Raw genomic sequence first — 17,248 nt, forward strand, 5'->3', positions numbered from 1 at the left:
TTTGTTATCCCTGCAAGATCGTCCGCGCCGTCACAAGGCCACTCGCGAGTGCCGCCTCGACCGTGCCCATGTCGCGGCCGCAATAGAGTGCTTCGCCGGAAAACAGCACCCGCCCGTCTGCACGCGAGAGGATCGCTTGTGCCTCCCGCGTCCGCGGCGTCGCCCACGAATAGGCGCCGCGCGCGAAGCGATCATGCGCCCAGTTGGTCGCAGCCCCCGCCACCAGCTGGCGCGCGATGTCATCGCGCGGCAGGACGAAGACGGCGGCGAGCGAGGCGAGCCCGGCATCGATCAGTCCTTGGGGATCGAGGCTTTCCAGCTCCGTCGTGCGCGGACCACCGAACCAGCCCGTGAGCACGGCGTGCTGACTCGGATATTGCGTCCACCATACCGGGATCGCCTCATCCGACAGCAGGAAGGTCATGTCCGTAAGGTCTTCCTTGCGCTCGCGCCACCATGGCCGTGCGAAGCGCAGCAGGATCTTGATGACATTGCCAAAGCCGATGTCGTCGGCAGCAGCAAGCTTCGCCCGCGCCCCCGGCGGCAGCGCGATCTCGCGCAGCAGCGGCAGCGGCACGGTGAGGATCACGCGATCGCAGGCATGCACATCACCGCCGGTGCTGCGAACGGCCACCGCGCCGCCCTCCTCCGCAATGGCCGACACGACGCAGCCGAGGCGGATAGTCACGCCGTGCCTGCGGCAGTCGGCGGCCAGCACGTCGATCATCGCGCCGTATCCGCCATTGATGCGCGCCTGCGGAGCGTGTCCGCCATCCATCCATTCCGCGCGCAGCGCCAGCGTGGACGCGCGCTCAGGATCGGCCGCGTCATAACCCTCGACCATCCGTTCGATCGAATGGCGCATCGGCGCGTAGTCGTCCCCGGAAAAATGCCGGCGCAGGAGGTCGGCGACCGTGAGGTCGTCCTTCAAGTCCCGCAGCACCGCTTGAAGCTCGGCCTCATGCGGATCGAGGCGCTCCTCGCGGGAGAGCTTCGTCCCGTCAAAACTCCACTGCTCGCCTTCGATCTCCTGAAGCGATAGCCCGGCCTCGCGCAGGAGTGCGCGCGTGACCGGCGCCTCGCCATGAACGAACTCAGCGCCGCCATCGGCGGGATAGCCGAACTCCGAGGCCGGCAGCGGATGAATGCGACCGCCACAGCGCTGGCGCGCCTCCAGGATCGTCACCTTGCGGCCGGCACGCGCCAGCTCGCGCGCCGCCATCAGGCCCGCCGCGCCAGCGCCGACGATGACGATGTGCTCGGATGTATCGGACATGGCCGCGCCTTACCGGCTCGCGGCATGCGGATCGTTCTCGATCAGATATCGCAGCAGCAGGACGCCGCCGCCGAGTTGGCGCGTGCTCTCCAGCGTCATCGCGGCGATCGGCGCGCGCCGCTCGCTGTCCGCCTCCGTTGAATCGAACACGAAGGGGGCGCCCTTTGCACCGTCGATCGCGGGGCTGAGGATCAGATCGAATTCGTCGATGAGGCCGGCGCGCAGGAACGCGCCGTTGGCGACACCGCCGCCCTCGACCAGCAGACGTTTCACGCCGAGCTCGCGGGCGAGGATGTCCAGCGTCAGGGCCAGGTCGATCTCGGATTTGCCGGCAAAGATGTAGGACACGCCCTCGCCGCGGAGGCCAGCGAGATGCGAATCCGGGACGTTCTCGGTCAGCACGACGACGATCGGATCGCCGCCGATGTCCGCGCGCCCCCAGCCGATCTTGCCTTGCGCATCGAGCACGACACCATAGGTCTTCGCATCGCGCCGCGCAAACCAGTTCTCGCGTGGAAATTTCGCGCCCGCCGCGGGATAGGACTTGCCCTTGGCGAACTCCGACCCGGTGACGCGGCCGATCACCCAGGCATCGCCGCCGAGCTCGTCGTGGATCTTCTCGAACCAATCCGTGCCTGCGCCCTTCGGACGCCAGCGACTGGGATGTGTGCGGCCGTCGAGGCTGGAGTGCATCAGGCAGATGACATACGGTTTCATGCAATCCTCCGGACAGCGCTCAGGCCGCCGATCCATCGCCACCTGCATTCCCCTTGGCGCGATCGTTCACGATCACCGCCAGCGGATTGAGCTTTGGCGGCGCGACGAGCTGGAGCGTGTTGGTGTCGTGATGATTGAACGGCGCGCCGCGCACGAACAACTCGGTCTGGATCAGATAGGTCCAGCTGCCGTCGTCGTTGAAGGTGATGTCGCAGCGGTACGCATCGGTGCGGAAGGCCTGTTCCAGAAAATCGGTCGAGCAGATCCCGTATCCGGTGTCGCCGCGCTTGGCCGTGACCGAGATCGTCCTGTCATCAGGCTGGGCCTGGCCCGAGGCCAGCAGCACCTGTCCGCGCGGGATCGCCAGCGTCTGCATGATCAGCCCGGTCGCCGGCTCCCACAGCCAGTAGCCGACCTGGTCGTGGAACGTAATGTCTTCCTCGGGCGTGTTGATGTGGATGTGATAGCGCAGCCCGTACAGCAGCTGCGGCCCGTTGGCCTGCGGATCGATAGGATCCATGCGGATGCGCTCGATGAACGTCCGCCGCTCCGGCCCTTCCGCCTTTGGATTGATGTCGATGCCCTTGTCCGCCTGCCAGACGCCGGCGAGACGGCGAAGCGGGCCGAGATTGGCAAGTCCGTCGGGCGAGACGTCCTCGGGCTCGGTGAAGATATCGGCGGGAATGGGAAGCATGGAGGCCCTCGCGCAAAACTACGAGGAGCAGCCATAGCACGGAGGCGCGTCTGCGGCTCGCGCTCAAGTCTCACAATTGCGAATGGACTTAGGCGCTATACGCAGACGGTCACCGGGCGCAGAGAGAGGTCACGCAATGACCATCGCGATTCGTCACGTTTCGGCCGCGCTCCGCGGCCTCTTCAACGCCAGCCCGCGGCCAACGCTGCTGCAATACGCCGAGGTCTCGCCCGACCTCCAGCCGGTGATGCGCCCGGCTTCCTTGCACTCGTCATAGCTCTTGTAGTTGCCGATGTTGCGGCACGTTGCCGAATATACACCGCCTGACACGTTGCAGCTGACCAACGGCTTGTCGCCCGACTTGAAGCTCGACTGGCAGCCACCGGCAGCGAAGCGTGACAACAACATCATGGCCCATCCTTCCAAATGTGAGGACGGTCCACTCCATCCCCAGGACGAGGATATCACGTTCGCACGTGAGTTGAAGCGCAAGTTCTTGCAACCAAACAGCCACGCTGCCTGTCCGGCGCCACATAAACCTGGCAAGGGCCCGCGAAGTCGCCGACGATCCCGGCGCAACCGGAGACTGCTCTCAAGCCGCTTCCGACGTTGATCGTGCACGCTGCTCGAGCATCCCGATGGTCGCGACCAGGTTGTCGCGTCGGGCGCGAAGATTGAGCGCGAGAAGCGGATAGGTCGGCTGGTGCACGTCGAACACCCCGGCGCGAGCCTCTTCCTCGAGAATATCGGTGTTAATCAGCCGAACGCGCCACCACAAATCCGCGATCAACGCGTCGAGCCGGAGTTCATCGGCAGCACCAGAACGGGACATTTCCTGCATCGCTTGCCTCAACCTGAAACGGCCTCTCCGCCGAGGCCTGGCTTGAGCCCTGACTGAGCAAGCAGAGTGCCAGGAAATGGCGGGCCGCGATCTGGCTTAGGAATTAGCTCCGCGCGGCGCGGTGTTTCCGCTCTCGGCGGAAGCCGCCCATGCCCGGGGGGCCGACCGAGGTCTTATCGTCCAAGCTATTAATAATGCGAGATAATTTAGACGAAGGAAGATCACCTGCTCAGCTTCCTTCTCTTGGACGCAAGGGCTGCAGTGGCGCGCCATGATGACAAACGCCGAAGTCATTCAGCTCACGCCGCCCGGCGTTTCCGGCGCGCGGTGGGGCCTCGCCAGGACAGGCCGGCGAGCGGCACGGGCTTGCCGAAGTGAAATCCCTGGCCGAGCGGGATGCCGAGTGACTGGAGCCGTCTGACCTGTTCGGAGGACTCGACCCCCTCTGCGAGGATCGACAGCTTCAACGTCTTGGCGAGCTGCACGATGGACTTCAGCACGGCGACGGTCTCGCTGCGATCGATCCTGTCGATGAACGACTTGTCGATCTTGACCTTATCGAACGGAAACGCCGTCAGATAGGACAATGAGGAGTAACCGACACCGAAATCATCGAGGGCAATCGAGACGCCGAGCGCCTTGAGGCGTTGGAGCGTCTTGAGGTTCTCCTCGGTGTCGGCGAGAAATACGCTCTCGGTGATCTCGAGCTCGAGCCGGGTTTGCGGAAGACCGCTCTGCGCCAACGCAAACGTCACGGTGTCGACGAGATTGGTGCAGGCAAATTGCAGGGCGGAGAGGTTGACAGCGACCTTGACGTCGGCCGGCATGCTCGTCGCATCGCGACATGCCCTGGCGAGCACCTGATTGCCGAGTTCGACGATCAGTCCCCCCGCCTCGGCAACCGCAATGAACTCCGCCGGAGGAATGTAGCCCCTGGTGCCGTGATGCCAGCGCGCCAGGGCCTCGACCGATTTGACCCGACCGGTGCCGAGCTCGACCACGGGCTGATAAAATACCTCGATCTCCTCGCGCCAGATCGCTTCGCGCAGCTCGATCTCGAGCACGTTGCGCTGATCCGCTTCGGCCTTGAGCTCCGCTGAATAGACGTGGAAGCAGCTTCGGCCGGCATTCTTCGACCTGTAGAGTGCAAGATCGGCATTGCGAAGTATCTCGTCGACCCGCGTGCCGTGCTCGGGCACGAGCGCAAGGCCAATGCTACAGCCGATCACGACGGGATGGCCATCGATGTGATAGGGCTCGGCAATGGCCTGGACCAGCCGCGCCGCCAGGCCCGCAGCGGCGTCGCACATCGCGGCCCGGCTTGGTGCCACGATCACGGCAAACTCGTCGCCACCGATTCGCGCCGCCGTATCGGCGTCGCGAATTTGCGACTTGATCCGGTCGGCAACCTGCTTCAGCAACGCGTCGCCGCATTGATGGCCGAGCGCATCATTGACCGTCTTGAACTTGTCGAGATCCAGCAGGAGTACCGCGAACGCGGGCTCCAGCCGGCGCGAGCGAACCAGCGCCTCGTCGAGGCGCTCCTTGAACAGGTTGCGATTGGCAAGGCCGGTCAGGCTATCATAATGCGCCAGCCGCTCGATGCGATCCGCCGACGCCTTGCGTTCGGTGATGTCCTCATGGGTAGCAACCCAGCCGCCACCCTCCCGCCGGCCGTAGGAGATGTAGACGACCCGCCCATCCGGAAACTGCACGGTATTCGAGATCTGCTCCGATTGGGCGAGCCGGTTCTTCAAATCGACGAGGTAGGCCTCGACGTCGAGCACGGCGGTCTGTTTTGCGAATACATCCCGGAAATCCATGCCGATCCGGATATCCTCAGGCACCAGCCCATAGAGTTCGAGCCATTGCCGGTTGAACGCGATCAGGCGATCGCGGCCGTCGAACATGCTCAAGCCCTGCGGAAGGTTGCGGAGCGCATCCTCGAACTTGCTGGCAAAATCGCGCAGCTCACGGTGGGCACGATCCAGCGCCTGCTGCCGCCACCAATGGAATGTGGTCGCGGCCAGGATGATGAACGTGAGCAGCAGCACGCCGCCGAGATAGACCTTCTGCCTCAAAGCGGCGCGGGAATAAATCTCCTGCTCCGAAATGCCGACGGTGAAGATGAGCGGAAATACGCGCGACTTGCGCGCGGTGATCAGCCGGTCACTGCGGTTCGGGCGGTTCTCGTTCCAGTATTGCGCATAGAAGCGGTCCCGCAGCTCCCCTTCGACCCGGTTCGGCGCCCGCCGTCCCAGGACGGTGTTTTGGTCCACGCCGCGCGCGGCAAGCACGACATGGTTCGCATTTCTCAGCATCAGCGTTCCTCCTGCGCCGAGCTTTGCGTTCTCGTAGAATCTGCCGACAACGTCGACACTAAGCGAGCCGACGACCACGCCCGCCGGATTCCTGGCGAGATCGAACACCTTTCTTGCGAGCTGGATGGTCCATTGGTGCGACACCCGCCCCACCACCGGCTTCGCCACGTAGAGACGATCATCGGCTTGCGCCATGACCTCAATGAAGTGCTCGCGATCGCCGAGATAGAGCGGCGGACCGGAATAGCCCGCGGTCGTATCGAGCATGTAGCCGTCCAGCCCGATCAGGGAGAACTGAAGCACGTCGCCCGTCGCAATGCGGGTCTTGTCGGACCAGAACTTCATGCTGAATGTCGCCGGGTCCTGGGCGTAGAGTGCGCGCACCACCAGCAGCGCCTGATCGACGCGCTCGAAGATGCGCTCGGTGTTCTCCTCGAACAGTTCGGCGACGCTGTCGCCGTGCGACCGCGCCTGCTGGACGGCATCCGCGCGCTCCGACGAGGTGATCGCGAAATAACCGATCCAGACGAGGGGCAGGAAGAATAATGCAATCTGCAGGGGGGCATTGCGCAGAATCGTCAGCGCTGCCTTGCGGATTGATCTCGCGAGCATCATCGTGCCCATTCCCGTGTCAGCCACAGGGGCAGAACAGTGCTCCTCGCCGAAAACGGCACCGCCCGTCTCCGCCTCGATTGCATCGGGACGGCCAGGGGCGGAAAACGGGACGCGGGCTTGTCCATGGCGCCGAAGCTAGGCGGGACAGCCTTAAGTTTCGGTTGGGACAAAGCTCAGTTCTTCGACTATCGACCCCGTATGATCACGGAGGTCAGCCGTTTCTCGAGCAACCGGGATTGGCATATTGGATGGCGGTATCTCAGTAGCCGCCGCGGTTACGCGGCCTCACACCCCGCGCACAAGAACGATCGCGCCGGACAGGATGAGGATCCCGCCTGCCGCATAGCTCAATCTTCGGCCGAACGGCAGCAGCTTCTCCGCGGCGACATAGAGCGCGATCGCGATGATCCAGAACAGGTTCATCACGCCACCGACGAACAGCAATATCATCAGAAACCAACAGCAGCCCACGCAGTAACTGCCGTGGCGCAGCCCCATGCGGAACGCCCCTCGCGTGCCAGGCCGCCAATGCCTGCTGAGAAACAACAGCGGATTCTCGCAGTAGCGCAAGCAGGCCTGTTTGAGCGGCGTGAACTGATAAAGCCCTGCGGCAATCAGAACACCACCGCCCAGCATCGCGCTGGTGCTTGCCATCGCCATCGACAGCAACCCGAAGCGTTCGAACGCTCCTTGCACCAGAGCCGCAGCGAGACTGAACCCGGCCCACGTCACGAGATAGCCGGCGAGAAAGATCCAGCTATCGATCGCGGCGGGGGAGGCAGTCTCCTGCTTGCGCTTGACGGTCGCATACAAGAGAACGGTGGGCGCCGCGCTCGGCGCCATCATCGCGATCATCATCACCCACCACATCACGAACAGCAGCACTGCATAGAGCGGCGTCCATGGCATCGGCGCCATGTCCGGCATGTCAGCCATCATCTCGGTATCCATGCCGGCGCCCGCGGCGAGATAGGCCCAGGCGAGCGCCACCACTGCGGCGGTCCCGATCGCGACGATCAGCCGGTCGCGGTGGAGCAGCTGTTCCAACATCAGGTGCCCCTGCATCGACGTGTCCAGGATGGCGATGAGGAGCTGACACCGGGATGTCGTCTCGGTGTCAGCGCCGCATCACGCCGCAACGCCCTCGGGCGTCTGCACGACATTGGCGAGCGAGCTGTGCGTGCCCTGGGTCTCGAACGAGATCGCACCGCTCGAGCGGATATTGGCGGACGCGACCTCGGCAGCCCTGTGCTCGAAGCCCTCGGGCATGACCACCTGAACGCGATGGGGAGCGCCGGTCACGGGATTCTTGATCGGCTCCACCTGGGTCTCGAGTACATCGCCGGCGACGAGTTTTGCGATACGGCCATTCTTGTCGAAGGAAAATTCGAACGGCACGAAAATCGGATCGCGAATGGTCGTCACGATCAGGCTGAAGATGTGGAACAGCGTGCCCTCGGCCGAATGCTTGCCCGACAGAATGTTGAACAACGCCTGTTGCTGCTCCGGCGTGGCCCGCTGGTCCACGATGGGCTGCATCGTGCCGTTGCCTTGATGCAGTGCACCGGGGAAATCCACCACGACCGCAAAACAGAGGCCGTCGAGCTTGACGCCTTCAAAATGCCCCTTCGTGATCCGCATGCCGACCATGCCCTTGCAATAGCCGTGGGTCGGTAGAGCATTGAAATCGCAGGGGCAGCCAAACGCGCAATTGCAATTCTTCATCCATTCGCCTTCGAGACGCCAGTCCGATGCAGCCATGGCACATCTCCCAATGTGAGCGGGGACACAGCAGCCGTTGACGAATTTGTTCAGCGTTCTTGTCGAGGCAATGCGAAAAGGCGCGAGCGGGATCGAATCCGATCAGAAGACCGGCATCGCAGAAAAGTATGGTGGCGAGCTGCCGTTTACCGTCCCGGCATCATATCAGCGACAGCCGGGCACGTATAGCGAACGGCGGTAGTGGCTCAGGCGCAGCCACATCCCGGGGATGTCCGACCTCAGGGACATGGCGCCCCATTCAAACAAAGCTGCGAACTCCTATCCATTTGAGATATAAATACAATTCGTCCAGCAAACGGGGCCATTTTGCTGGAAAAACGCTCTGATTGCGGCGTTCGAAGGCAAGGCCTATGCTGAAGCCCGGCAATCACGCGGCCGCCCATCGTGCGGCGGGGGCAGCCTCACGGTGGATGGCTCGCACATCCATCCGAAAGGCTACGCCATGACCATTGCCCCCACATTGCACCGATATCTGGCTGCCGAGAACATCGAGTATGCCGAGATCCCGCACACCCTCACAATGTCATCCGCGCGCACGGCGCAGGCTTGCCACATCTCGGGCGATCACCTCGCCAAGGCCGTCGTGCTGCGGCACGACGGCGGCTATATGCTCGCGGTCTTGCCGGCATCGCACCATCTCAACCTGCCGGACTTGAAGGAGAGGCTCGGCGAAGATCTTGTGATGGCCAACGAGACTGAGATCAACCGGCTGTTCGCGGACTGCGCGCAGGGAGCCGTTCCGGCGGTCGGCCGGTGCTACGGGCTCGATCTCGTCGTCGACGACAGCATCCGCGCCCAGCCTCAGGTCTATATCGAAGCCGGCGATCACGAGACGCTGCTTCAGCTCACCCAGGCGCAGTTCGCGCGCCTGACGGCCAGTGCACCGCATGGACGCTTCAGTGCGCACGACTGACGCGGCATGACAGCGGGAAGATTCCCGGCACGCCGTCGCCGCGACGCGTGCGGTCGCGCCCGGTTCGTTGTATAGTCAAACTCGCGGGGGCTGCGTTCGCAACGGAGGTCCTCCATGAAAGTCAAGGACGTGATGCACAAGGGCGTCGATTGGGTCAGCCCCGACACCCCGATCACCGAGATCGCGAAGTTGATGCAAGGGCACGACATCGGCTGCATTCCGATCGGCGAAGACGACCATTTGATCGGGATGGTGACCGACCGCGACATCGTCTGCAAAGGGCTGGCGCGCAAGGACTTCAATGCCGCGCGCATGACAGCGCGGGACGTGATGACCGAAGGCATCCATTGCTGCCGGGAAGACGACGATCTGGCGAAAGCCGTGCACCACATGGAGACGCTGAAAATCCGCAGGCTACCCGTGATCAACAAGAGCAAGCGGATGGTCGGCATGATCAGTCTCGGTGATATCAGCCAATCCGCCACCCCTGATCTGCTGACGCAATGCGTCAAGAGCGTGTCGGCCCACCATTGAGGTAACATCGGCTCGATTCCGAAGCTTCGCCGGATCGCTCGCAGCCCCCGCGGCCGCGGAGTTCTCGCGAGCGTGCATGAGCGCACTGTCACCGCAGTTCGGATCACCGCACTCGGCGGCGAGCGTTCGCACTGCGTCGATTCCCGTAGATACAGTTGGGCAGCCACAGAACTCCTTCAGGTTCGTTGTTGCACTCCGTATCTGACGGGTCAGCGCGCCGCTCAATCCTGCAGCAACTCGTCGGGCAGCTGGACGCCGCCCCAATGGCAGAAGTCCGCCTGCATCTTTGCTGCGCCGCGACGGACGCGTGAATATCCGGCTGCTCAGAGCCCGAATGGGATCGCCTAAGACTAAGATGCGACATCGGGCGGCTTGTCGAATGACGGCAATGCGTCCAAACTGTGATCAAAGTCGCTGGAATGCGGCACACCTCCAGCGGTTATCAACGAAAAGCGCACCGAAGCGCGTTCGAACAACAAGGCCGCTAGGGAGGACGTCCATGACTGCAAAGTCTGAAAAGACCAGATCAACTCGTCGCAAATTCCTGCTGGCCGCCGGCGCGACCGGCGCTGCTACCATCGCCATGCCGCAAGTCAGCCGGGCGCAGACGGTGACCATGAGGATGCAGGGCTCGTGGGGCAAGGCCGATGTCTTCAACGAGATGGCGGAAGATTATGTGAAGCGAGTCAACGATATGGCCGGGGGCCGGCTGCGCATAGACTATCTGGTCGGCGGCTCGGTCGTGCATCCATTCCAGGTATTCGACGGCGTGCATGGCGGCCAGCTCGATGCGGCGCACACGGTGACCGTCTACTGGTACGGCAAGCACAAAGCAGCATCGCTGTTCGGAACAGGCCCCGTATTCGGCTTCAACGCCAACGAAGGCCTCGGCTGGATCCACAACGGCGGCGGCAAGGAGCTGTTCGAGGAACTACAAACCAAAATCATGAACGTCAACATTAAGAGCTTCTTCGCCATGCCGATGCCGACCCAGCCGCTCGGCTGGTTCAAGAAGCCCATCACCAGCGACGCTGATCTTAAGGGCTTGAAGTATCGCACGGTGGGACTTGCCGCCGATCTCTTCCAGGCGATGGGTGCATCCGTCGCGCAGCTTCCCGGCGGCGAGATCGTACCCGCGATGGAGCGCGGCGTGATCGATGGGTTCGAGTTCAACAATCCGACCTCGGACCGGCGCTTCGGCGCGCAGGATGTCGCCAAGAACTACATGATGGGTAGCCACCATCAGGCGACCGAATACTTCGAGATCATGTTCAACCGGACGAAGTTCAACGGTCTGCCGAAAGAACAGCAGGCGATCCTGCAATACGCCGCCGAAGCTGCTTCCTCCGCCAACGAATGGAAAGGCATGGACTACTACTCCAAGGACCTGCAGGAGCTGATCAAAAAGGACAAGGTCAACGTCCTGCGGACACCGAAGTCGGTGTTCGACGCGCAGATCAAGGCATGGGACGGTCTGATCGCCCAGCTCGGTTCGGATCCATTCATGAAGAAGGTGATGGACTCGCAGAAGGAATGGGTGCGCCGCGTGGTTTACTACAACATGTACAACGCGACGGACTACCGCGGTGCCTTCGAGCATCACTTCCCGGGCGTGCTCAAGGTCTGACGTCTTGGGGCATCGCTGACGCTGTATGATGACGGGCGGCGCAACTGAAGCGCCGCCCACGAATGGGAGGGGGACATCCGGATGTGCTGCTCGCGGCGAGTTCAGCTCGCATGACGAAATTTCTCTTCTTCATTGATGCGCTCAGCGCCTGGATCGGCAAGGCGTTCGCTTGGCTGATTCTTGTTCTTACGCTGGGTGTCAGCTACGAGGTGTTCGTGCGCTACGTGCTGCGTGCGCCGACCACTTGGGCTTTCGACATCAGCTACATCACCTATGGCGCGATGTTCCTGATGGCCGGCGCATATACCCTCTCACGCAACGGCCATGTGCGCGCAGATGTAGTCTACCGCCTCTGGTCGCCGCGCACCCAGGCGACGATGGACCTCGTCCTGTATATTCTGTTCTTCCTACCGGCGATCGCGGCGCTGATGTATTCGGGCTGGAACTACGCCCAGATGTCGGTGCGCTTCCGCGAGGTCAGCATCTTCAGTCCGGCTGGCGTGCCGGTGTTTCCGCTGAAAGCGCTGATCCCGCTCACCGGCTTTCTTCTGTTTCTGCAAGGGTTCGCTGAAATCATTCGCTGTGTGCTGTGCATCCGCACCGGCCGATGGCCGCAACGCCTGCACGACGTGGAAGAAACCGAGAGCCTCGTCATCCGCGAGCATCAGCAGCAGGCGGTTGAGCCGCAGCGCGAGAAGGGACCAGGCGCATGACCGATCCTCAACTCGGCATGCTGATGTTGGGCCTCTTCATCTTCATCATCATGCTCGGCTTCCCGATAGCCTTCACGCTGATGGCGATGGGCGTCTCGTTCGGCTACTATGCCTACTACACCCCCGGTCAGGACTTCTTCCAGAATCGCATCTTCACGCTGCTGGTGCAGAAGACGTTCGAGGTCACATCCAGCGACGTTCTGGTCGCGGTTCCGCTGTTCCTGTTCATGGGCTATTTGATCGAGCGCGCCAACATTCTCGACCGCCTGTTCTACTCGCTGCAGTTGTCGATGAAGAACGTGCCGGGCGCGCTTGCGGTGGCCACGCTGATCACCTGCGCGATGTTCGCGACCGCCACCGGCATTGTCGGCGCCGTTGTCACGCTGATGGGCCTGCTGGCCTTGCCCGCGATGTTGCGAGCCGGCTACGACACCAAGCTGTCGGCAGGCGTGGTCTGCGCCGGTGGCTGCCTCGGCATCCTGATTCCGCCGAGCATTCTCCTGATCGTCTATGCGGCGACCGCCGGCGTTTCGGCGGTCAAGCTTTATGCGGCCGCGTTCTTTCCGGGGTTCATGCTGGCTGGCTTCTACGTCCTCTATGCGATGACCCGCGCGATCATCAATCCCGCGCTCGCACCGAAGCTGCCGCCCGAGCAGACCGACGTGCCGATCTCCAAGGTGGTCTGGGCGCTTGTCACGTCATTCCTGCCGCTTGCGTTGCTCATCGTTTCGGTGCTCGGCGCGATCCTGTTTGGCCTGGCGACGCCTTCGGAGGCGGCCGCAGTAGGCGCCCTCATGAGCATCGTTCTGGCTGCCGCCTATCGTTCGCTCAATTACGAGATGATCCGCGAATCGGTGTATCTGACCGTGCGCGCCACAGCCATGGTCTGCTACCTGTTCATCGGATCCTGGACGTTTTCCGCGGTTTTTGCCGTCCTTGGCGGACAGGCGGTGGTCGAGCAGTTCTTCACCTCGCTGAACCTTTCGCCGGTCCAGTTCCTGCTGTTGACCCAGGTGATCATCTTTCTGCTCGGCTGGCCGCTGGAATGGACCGAGATCATCATCATCTTTGTGCCGATCTTCCTGCCGCTGCTTCCGCAGTACGGCATCGATCCGATCTTCTTCGGCATCCTGGTGGCACTGAACACGCAGACCGCGTTCAATACGCCGCCAGTCGCAATGGCCGCCTTCTATCTGAAGGGCGTGGCACCGCCGCAGGTGAAGCTAACCGACATCTTCTCCGGCGCCCTTCCCTTTGTTGGCCTCGTCTTCCTCACCATGGCACTGGTCTATATCTTCCCGGACATCGCATTGTGGTTGCCCGGCTATCTCTATGGATCGAGATGAGCGGGCCCGGTAAACTGCTGAAAGGTTGCGCATGAGTCTTGCCGCGCTGAGCCTCACTGAAGCCGCGGCCGGCATTCGCGACGGCCGCTTCAGCTCGGTGGAGCTTGTCGCCGATTGCCTCAAGCGCATCGACGAGGTCGATCGCGAGATCGAGGCCTGGGCGTTCCTCGATCGCGAGCACGCGATGCGGCAGGCCTTGGCCGCCGACGATCATCGCAAGCAAGGCAAGGCGACGGGGCCGCTGCACGGCGTGCCGGTCGGCATCAAGGATATCTTCGACACCGGCGACATGCCGACGGAATTCGGATCAAGTCTTTGGGCCGGACGCACGCCGCGACGCGATGCGGCGGCCGTGGCGCGTCTGCGCGCGGCAGGAGCTGTGATCCTCGGCAAGACGGTGACCACCGAGTACGCGTATTACAATCCGGGCAAGACCCGGAATCCGCACAACCGGGATCACACGCCCGGCGGATCGTCCTCGGGCTCCGCCGCGGCCGTTGCGGCGCTCATGGTGCCAGGTGCCATCGGCTCGCAGACCAACGGCTCGGTAATTCGTCCTGCCGCCTTCTGCGGCGTGGTCGGCTTCAAGCCCACGCACGGCCTCATTCCGCGCAGTGGCGCGCTCGAATTGTCGCGCACACTCGATCATGTCGGCGTGTTCGGGCGCAGCGTCGAGGACGTGGCGCTGCTGGCCGAGGTATTGGTCGGGTTCGATCAGGAGGATCTGGACACGCGGCCTGTTGCGCGTCCGCCATTCTCTGCGGTAGCGGCGAGCGAGCCGCCGTTGCCACCGCGCTTTGCCTTTGTGCGCTCTGCGGTCTGGGATCAGGCCGAGCCGGTGACACGTGAAGCCTTTGCTGAGCTTGTCGGGGCTTTGGGCGAGGCTTCGAGCGAAGTCGAGCTTGGTCCAAGCTTCGATAAGGTCGTCGATATGCACCGCATCATCATGGAAGTTGATATGGCGCACAATCTGCGGCGTGACTACCAACGAGGCGGCGACAAGCTCAGCACTCGGCTGCGGCAGGCGATCGAGCGCGGCCGCACGCATCTCGCGGTGGATTATTGTAACGCCCTGGCCGGGATTACACCGCTCAACCAGGGTCTGGACCATGTTTTCGACGAATACGACGCCGTCCTGACGCCCGCCGCGCCAGGCGAGGCGCCCGGAATTGAGACGACCGGCACCCCGATTTTCTGCACGACCTGGACCTATCTCGGTGTGCCCGCTATCAGCCTGCCATTGATGAGTTCCGAAACCGGCCTTCCGCTGGGCGTTCAGCTTGTCGGCCGTCGCGGAAACGATGCCCGCCTCTTGCGCACGGCGCACTGGCTCGTCAAGAATGTCGGGCACACTCGTCGTGGCGGTCGGCGCAAAGCCCCGAGCGCTGGGTCGCAATCGAGCCCCGGTGCGGAGAAAAGGAAAGTGCGATGACCAATCTGATCACCGGAATCATCGGCCTCGCGCTTGTGATGACATTTCTTGGAATCCTGGTGGTTTGGATCAAGGCCATCCCGCTCATCGTCATTGTTGTTGGCGTGATGATTCTGGCGGTGATCGATTTCGTGCATTCGCTACGGACGAACGGCGTGCTTCGCTGACTGATGATGCGCGCTTCGACGTGGCGCGCGTGTTCCCCCGCCGCTTCCACTTGCCGCCCCTCCGAAAGCGGCTACCTCTCAATGCACTCCTCCGGCGCAGCTCCGTAGCTCGCGAAGCCCGTCCAATCGTCGGCGCGATCTCGAGCCGGCAGCAGGAGCCTGCGCCGATATCGTTAGAATCGGTGGTTGCTAATCTGGATTTGAAAGTACGGAGCTCTACTACGGAGAGAAATCCGCGAGCGCCTTGGCGGCGATCATCTAGCGAACGCAATCGTACAAAATCGTGCTCAAGCGTAGAATGGTGCCCAGGGGCGGAATCGAACCACCGACACTGCGATTTTCAGTCGCATGCTCTACCAACTGAGCTACCTGGGCGTGCTCCAAGAGAGGGGCCAAAGCCCATCGAGCGGGCGGTTTATAGTGGGCTCGGGGCGGCCTGTCCACCCGGCTTCGCCAAGAGACTTCGCCGGGGACAGCCCGCCTGTGCACAAGGGAGAACGGGCTTGCCGCGGCTGGCGCGCGGCGGATCGAACATCTCCATAAATACTTGATATTATTTATTTATTCGACGTCATCCACTTCGTCGTCGCGGCCGTGGATGACGTAGGAGCCTTTCAGCCAGCGGTTCAGATCGACGTCGCGGCAGCGCGACGAGCAGAACGGACGGGTGGCTTCCGATTGCGGCTTGCCGCAGATCGGGCAGGCTTTGAGGGGGCTGGCGGGCTTTTTGACTTGGTCGTCCATGATGTCGGCAGCTTGCACGGGGTGAAGGGGTTCAAGCGCCTGTCGGCGAACGAGTTCCTCGGGCGGCGGCGCATGCGCGCCTTCAGGCCATTCTACTGTGCATGGGGTTGTTTTCGCGATTTTTGTTGGATCGCGGCCTGTCGGCTCACACTGCGGTGGCGTTGAGCCAGCCGAAACGGATCGGAAAGCCTTCGCCGCCGAGCAGCGTCGCGGTCTCGTAGAGCGGCAGGCCGACGACGTTGGTGTAGGACCCCACCATCTTGACCACGAAGGACCCGGCGATGCCTTGCACGGCATAGCCGCCGGCTTTGCCGCGCCATTCACCGGAGCCGATATAGGCCTGGATGTCGTCCTCCGAGAGACGCTTGAAGCGCACGCGGGTCTCGACCAGGCGCTGGCGGAAGGCTTCGCGCGGCGTGACGAGGCAGATCGCGGTGTAGACGCGATGGTTGCGGCCCGACAGCAGCCGCAGGCACTGCGCGGCCTCGTCGACCAGATTGGCCTTGGGCAGGATGCGGCGGCCGACCGCCACCACGGTGTCGGCGGCGAGGATGAAGGCGCCGCGCAACTCGTCGTCGAGCTGCACCGATTTGAGTGCTGCATCGGCCTTTGCCCTCGCGAGCCGATTGGCGCAGGCGCGCGGCAGCTCACCCCGCCTCGGCGTCTCGTCGACGTCGGCTGGCCGGAGCGCGTCCGGCTCGATGCCGGCCTGATTGAGCAGCGACAGCCGACGCGGCGAACCGGAGGCAAGTACGAATTTGGGGCGGCCGAGCATCAGGTGATTTGGGGAATGAGGCAGGGGTGAATTGCGCGCGGAACCTATCGGAAGGGGGCTGATTTCACAACCCGGGAACCCGGAGGTTAGGTGATTCGAGGCTTCCTCAGCACGCATGTGCCTACGCTCTGTGACGCGGGTGTTACGCCGGTCCCGTGTCCCGGACGCGGCGGGCATGAATGCTGCGACGCTGAGCCGGGACCCAGGAGCTTGGCTTGCGGTGAGATGGGCCCCGGCTCTGCAGCGCATCGTTGCACGCTGCGCCGCGTCCGGGGCACGAGATCAGCCCGAAGCCGCGCCCGCCTTGGCAAAGCGCCGCCGGATGCGCATCAGGAGCTGGTCGCAGACCTCGCGATAGGCCGCGAGCTTCTGGTCGCGGCTGCCTTCGATGGTGGTAGGATCCTGCGTCGGCCAGTACTCGACATCGGCCGCGAGCGTTCGCGTCAGCTCCAGCGCCTTGTGATGCGCCTCGGGCGAGAGCGTGATGATGAGGTCGAAATTCAGCCCCTCCCAGTCCTCCAGCTCCTCGAAGGTCTGCGGCTTGTGAGCCGAGATGTCCTGGCCAAGCTCGGCCATCACGGCCACTGCAAATGGATCGAGCTCGCCCTTCCTGGTGCCGGCCGACTTCACATAGAGGCCCTGCGGAAACATGTGCTGCAACAGGCTCTCGGCCATCGGCGAGCGCACGCTGTTCATCGCACAGGCGAACAGCACCGATTGCGGATCGCGCGCGCGTGCGGGCGCAGCCATC

The 17,248-nt window shown here is 63.0% G+C and carries 18 protein-coding genes and 1 tRNA gene; 7 read left to right on the top strand and 12 right to left on the bottom strand.

Annotated features, from left to right (window positions below; translation table 11 throughout):
* Positions 1 to 4: 4 nt before the first annotated feature.
* The 8 genes from P6U29_RS38640 to P6U29_RS38675 form a co-directional block, all read right to left on the bottom strand.
* Positions 5 to 1,276 (bottom strand): flavin monoamine oxidase family protein, encoded by a 1,272-nt coding sequence (locus P6U29_RS38640; protein ID WP_407115337.1) that lies wholly within the window; start codon positions 1,274 to 1,276, stop codon positions 5 to 7.
* A 9-nt stretch (positions 1,277 to 1,285) separates the two neighbouring features.
* Positions 1,286 to 1,993 carry a RibD family protein gene (locus tag P6U29_RS38645; RefSeq protein WP_407115338.1) on the bottom strand — a complete coding sequence of 236 codons (708 nt, stop codon included), beginning with the start codon at positions 1,991 to 1,993 and terminating at the stop codon, positions 1,286 to 1,288.
* 19 nt (positions 1,994 to 2,012) lie between these two features.
* The gene (locus P6U29_RS38650) at positions 2,013 to 2,687 is read right to left on the bottom strand and encodes an FABP family protein (protein WP_407115339.1); all 675 of its coding nucleotides are present in this window, start codon (positions 2,685 to 2,687) and stop codon (positions 2,013 to 2,015) included.
* Between the two features lie 153 nt (positions 2,688 to 2,840).
* Positions 2,841 to 3,098: a hypothetical protein gene (locus P6U29_RS38655; protein WP_407115340.1), complete on the bottom strand. Its 258-nt coding sequence runs from the start codon at positions 3,096 to 3,098 to the stop codon at positions 2,841 to 2,843.
* 181 nt (positions 3,099 to 3,279) lie between these two features.
* Positions 3,280 to 3,528 carry a hypothetical protein gene (locus tag P6U29_RS38660; protein WP_407115341.1) on the bottom strand — a complete coding sequence of 83 codons (249 nt, stop codon included), beginning with the start codon at positions 3,526 to 3,528 and terminating at the stop codon, positions 3,280 to 3,282.
* 299 nt (positions 3,529 to 3,827) lie between these two features.
* Positions 3,828 to 6,464, bottom strand: a complete 2,637-nt coding sequence (locus P6U29_RS38665) for an EAL domain-containing protein (RefSeq protein ID WP_407115342.1) — start codon at positions 6,462 to 6,464, stop codon at positions 3,828 to 3,830.
* 285 nt (positions 6,465 to 6,749) lie between these two features.
* The gene (locus tag P6U29_RS38670; RefSeq protein WP_407115343.1) at positions 6,750 to 7,457 is read right to left on the bottom strand and encodes a DUF2182 domain-containing protein; all 708 of its coding nucleotides are present in this window, start codon (positions 7,455 to 7,457) and stop codon (positions 6,750 to 6,752) included.
* Between the two features lie 135 nt (positions 7,458 to 7,592).
* Positions 7,593 to 8,225 carry a DUF1326 domain-containing protein gene (locus P6U29_RS38675; protein WP_407115344.1) on the bottom strand — a complete coding sequence of 211 codons (633 nt, stop codon included), beginning with the start codon at positions 8,223 to 8,225 and terminating at the stop codon, positions 7,593 to 7,595.
* Positions 8,226 to 8,688: 463 nt separating this feature from the next.
* Here P6U29_RS38675 and P6U29_RS38680 point away from each other — a divergent pair, with 463 nt between their 5' ends.
* The 7 genes from P6U29_RS38680 (at position 8,689) to P6U29_RS38710 (ending at position 14,978) form a co-directional block, all read left to right on the top strand.
* Positions 8,689 to 9,159, top strand: coding sequence for an aminoacyl-tRNA deacylase (locus P6U29_RS38680; protein WP_407115345.1), 471 nt, complete (start codon positions 8,689 to 8,691; stop codon positions 9,157 to 9,159).
* Between the two features lie 114 nt (positions 9,160 to 9,273).
* Complete coding sequence (locus tag P6U29_RS38685; protein ID WP_407115346.1) at positions 9,274 to 9,693, top strand: CBS domain-containing protein; 420 nt, start codon at positions 9,274 to 9,276, stop codon at positions 9,691 to 9,693.
* A 499-nt stretch (positions 9,694 to 10,192) separates the two neighbouring features.
* Positions 10,193 to 11,320 (top strand): TRAP transporter substrate-binding protein, encoded by a 1,128-nt coding sequence (locus P6U29_RS38690; RefSeq protein ID WP_407115347.1) that lies wholly within the window; start codon positions 10,193 to 10,195, stop codon positions 11,318 to 11,320.
* A 110-nt stretch (positions 11,321 to 11,430) separates the two neighbouring features.
* A complete protein-coding gene (locus tag P6U29_RS38695) occupies positions 11,431 to 12,033 on the top strand; it encodes a TRAP transporter small permease subunit (protein ID WP_407115348.1) in 603 nt (200 codons plus the stop codon).
* Entirely contained in the window at positions 12,030 to 13,379 is a 1,350-nt protein-coding gene (locus tag P6U29_RS38700) for a TRAP transporter large permease subunit (protein WP_407115349.1), read from the top strand. Before P6U29_RS38695 ends, P6U29_RS38700 begins: the two co-directional genes overlap by 4 nt.
* A gap of 31 nt (positions 13,380 to 13,410) precedes the next feature.
* Positions 13,411 to 14,811, top strand: coding sequence for an amidase (locus tag P6U29_RS38705; protein WP_407115350.1), 1,401 nt, complete (start codon positions 13,411 to 13,413; stop codon positions 14,809 to 14,811).
* Positions 14,808 to 14,978 (top strand): hypothetical protein, encoded by a 171-nt coding sequence (locus tag P6U29_RS38710; protein ID WP_212372168.1) that lies wholly within the window; start codon positions 14,808 to 14,810, stop codon positions 14,976 to 14,978. The genes P6U29_RS38705 and P6U29_RS38710 overlap by 4 nt, the downstream gene beginning before the upstream one ends.
* 299 nt (positions 14,979 to 15,277) lie before the next feature.
* Here P6U29_RS38710 and P6U29_RS38715 read toward each other — a convergent pair.
* From P6U29_RS38715 to P6U29_RS38730, 4 genes are all read right to left on the bottom strand, one after another.
* Positions 15,278 to 15,353, bottom strand: a tRNA-Phe gene (locus P6U29_RS38715).
* Positions 15,354 to 15,539: 186 nt separating this feature from the next.
* Positions 15,540 to 15,722, bottom strand: coding sequence for a DNA gyrase inhibitor YacG (gene yacG / locus P6U29_RS38720; protein ID WP_407119550.1), 183 nt, complete (start codon positions 15,720 to 15,722; stop codon positions 15,540 to 15,542).
* 145 nt (positions 15,723 to 15,867) lie between these two features.
* Positions 15,868 to 16,497, bottom strand: a complete 630-nt coding sequence (locus tag P6U29_RS38725) for a Maf-like protein (RefSeq protein ID WP_122405928.1) — start codon at positions 16,495 to 16,497, stop codon at positions 15,868 to 15,870.
* Between the two features lie 282 nt (positions 16,498 to 16,779).
* Complete coding sequence (locus P6U29_RS38730) at positions 16,780 to 17,247, bottom strand: low molecular weight phosphatase family protein (protein ID WP_407115351.1); 468 nt, start codon at positions 17,245 to 17,247, stop codon at positions 16,780 to 16,782.
* Position 17,248: the final 1 nt, after the last annotated feature.

The sequence above is a fragment of the Bradyrhizobium sp. LMG 9283 genome, assembly GCF_045571415.1.
Classification (GTDB): domain Bacteria; phylum Pseudomonadota; class Alphaproteobacteria; order Rhizobiales; family Xanthobacteraceae; genus Bradyrhizobium.

What these genes read in the sequence shown, in the direction of transcription:
- P6U29_RS38640 (WP_407115337.1), bottom strand. Translation starts at nt 1,276, where the DNA reads ATGTCCGATACATCCGAGCACATCGTCATCGTCGGCGCTGGCGCGGCG.
- P6U29_RS38645 (WP_407115338.1), bottom strand. Translation starts at nt 1,993, where the DNA reads ATGAAACCGTATGTCATCTGCCTGATGCACTCCAGCCTCGACGGCCGC.
- P6U29_RS38650 (WP_407115339.1), bottom strand. Translation starts at nt 2,687, where the DNA reads ATGCTTCCCATTCCCGCCGATATCTTCACCGAGCCCGAGGACGTCTCG.
- P6U29_RS38655 (WP_407115340.1), bottom strand. Translation starts at nt 3,098, where the DNA reads ATGATGTTGTTGTCACGCTTCGCTGCCGGTGGCTGCCAGTCGAGCTTC.
- P6U29_RS38660 (WP_407115341.1), bottom strand. Translation starts at nt 3,528, where the DNA reads ATGCAGGAAATGTCCCGTTCTGGTGCTGCCGATGAACTCCGGCTCGAC.
- P6U29_RS38665 (WP_407115342.1), bottom strand. Translation starts at nt 6,464, where the DNA reads ATGATGCTCGCGAGATCAATCCGCAAGGCAGCGCTGACGATTCTGCGC.
- P6U29_RS38675 (WP_407115344.1), bottom strand. Translation starts at nt 8,225, where the DNA reads ATGGCTGCATCGGACTGGCGTCTCGAAGGCGAATGGATGAAGAATTGC.
- P6U29_RS38680 (WP_407115345.1), top strand. Translation starts at nt 8,689, where the DNA reads ATGACCATTGCCCCCACATTGCACCGATATCTGGCTGCCGAGAACATC.
- P6U29_RS38685 (WP_407115346.1), top strand. Translation starts at nt 9,274, where the DNA reads ATGAAAGTCAAGGACGTGATGCACAAGGGCGTCGATTGGGTCAGCCCC.
- P6U29_RS38690 (WP_407115347.1), top strand. Translation starts at nt 10,193, where the DNA reads ATGACTGCAAAGTCTGAAAAGACCAGATCAACTCGTCGCAAATTCCTG.
- P6U29_RS38695 (WP_407115348.1), top strand. Translation starts at nt 11,431, where the DNA reads ATGACGAAATTTCTCTTCTTCATTGATGCGCTCAGCGCCTGGATCGGC.
- P6U29_RS38700 (WP_407115349.1), top strand. Translation starts at nt 12,030, where the DNA reads ATGACCGATCCTCAACTCGGCATGCTGATGTTGGGCCTCTTCATCTTC.
- P6U29_RS38705 (WP_407115350.1), top strand. Translation starts at nt 13,411, where the DNA reads ATGAGTCTTGCCGCGCTGAGCCTCACTGAAGCCGCGGCCGGCATTCGC.
- P6U29_RS38710 (WP_212372168.1), top strand. Translation starts at nt 14,808, where the DNA reads ATGACCAATCTGATCACCGGAATCATCGGCCTCGCGCTTGTGATGACA.
- yacG (WP_407119550.1), bottom strand. Translation starts at nt 15,722, where the DNA reads ATGGACGACCAAGTCAAAAAGCCCGCCAGCCCCCTCAAAGCCTGCCCG.
- P6U29_RS38725 (WP_122405928.1), bottom strand. Translation starts at nt 16,497, where the DNA reads ATGCTCGGCCGCCCCAAATTCGTACTTGCCTCCGGTTCGCCGCGTCGG.
- P6U29_RS38730 (WP_407115351.1), bottom strand. Translation starts at nt 17,247, where the DNA reads ATGGCTGCGCCCGCACGCGCGCGCGATCCGCAATCGGTGCTGTTCGCC.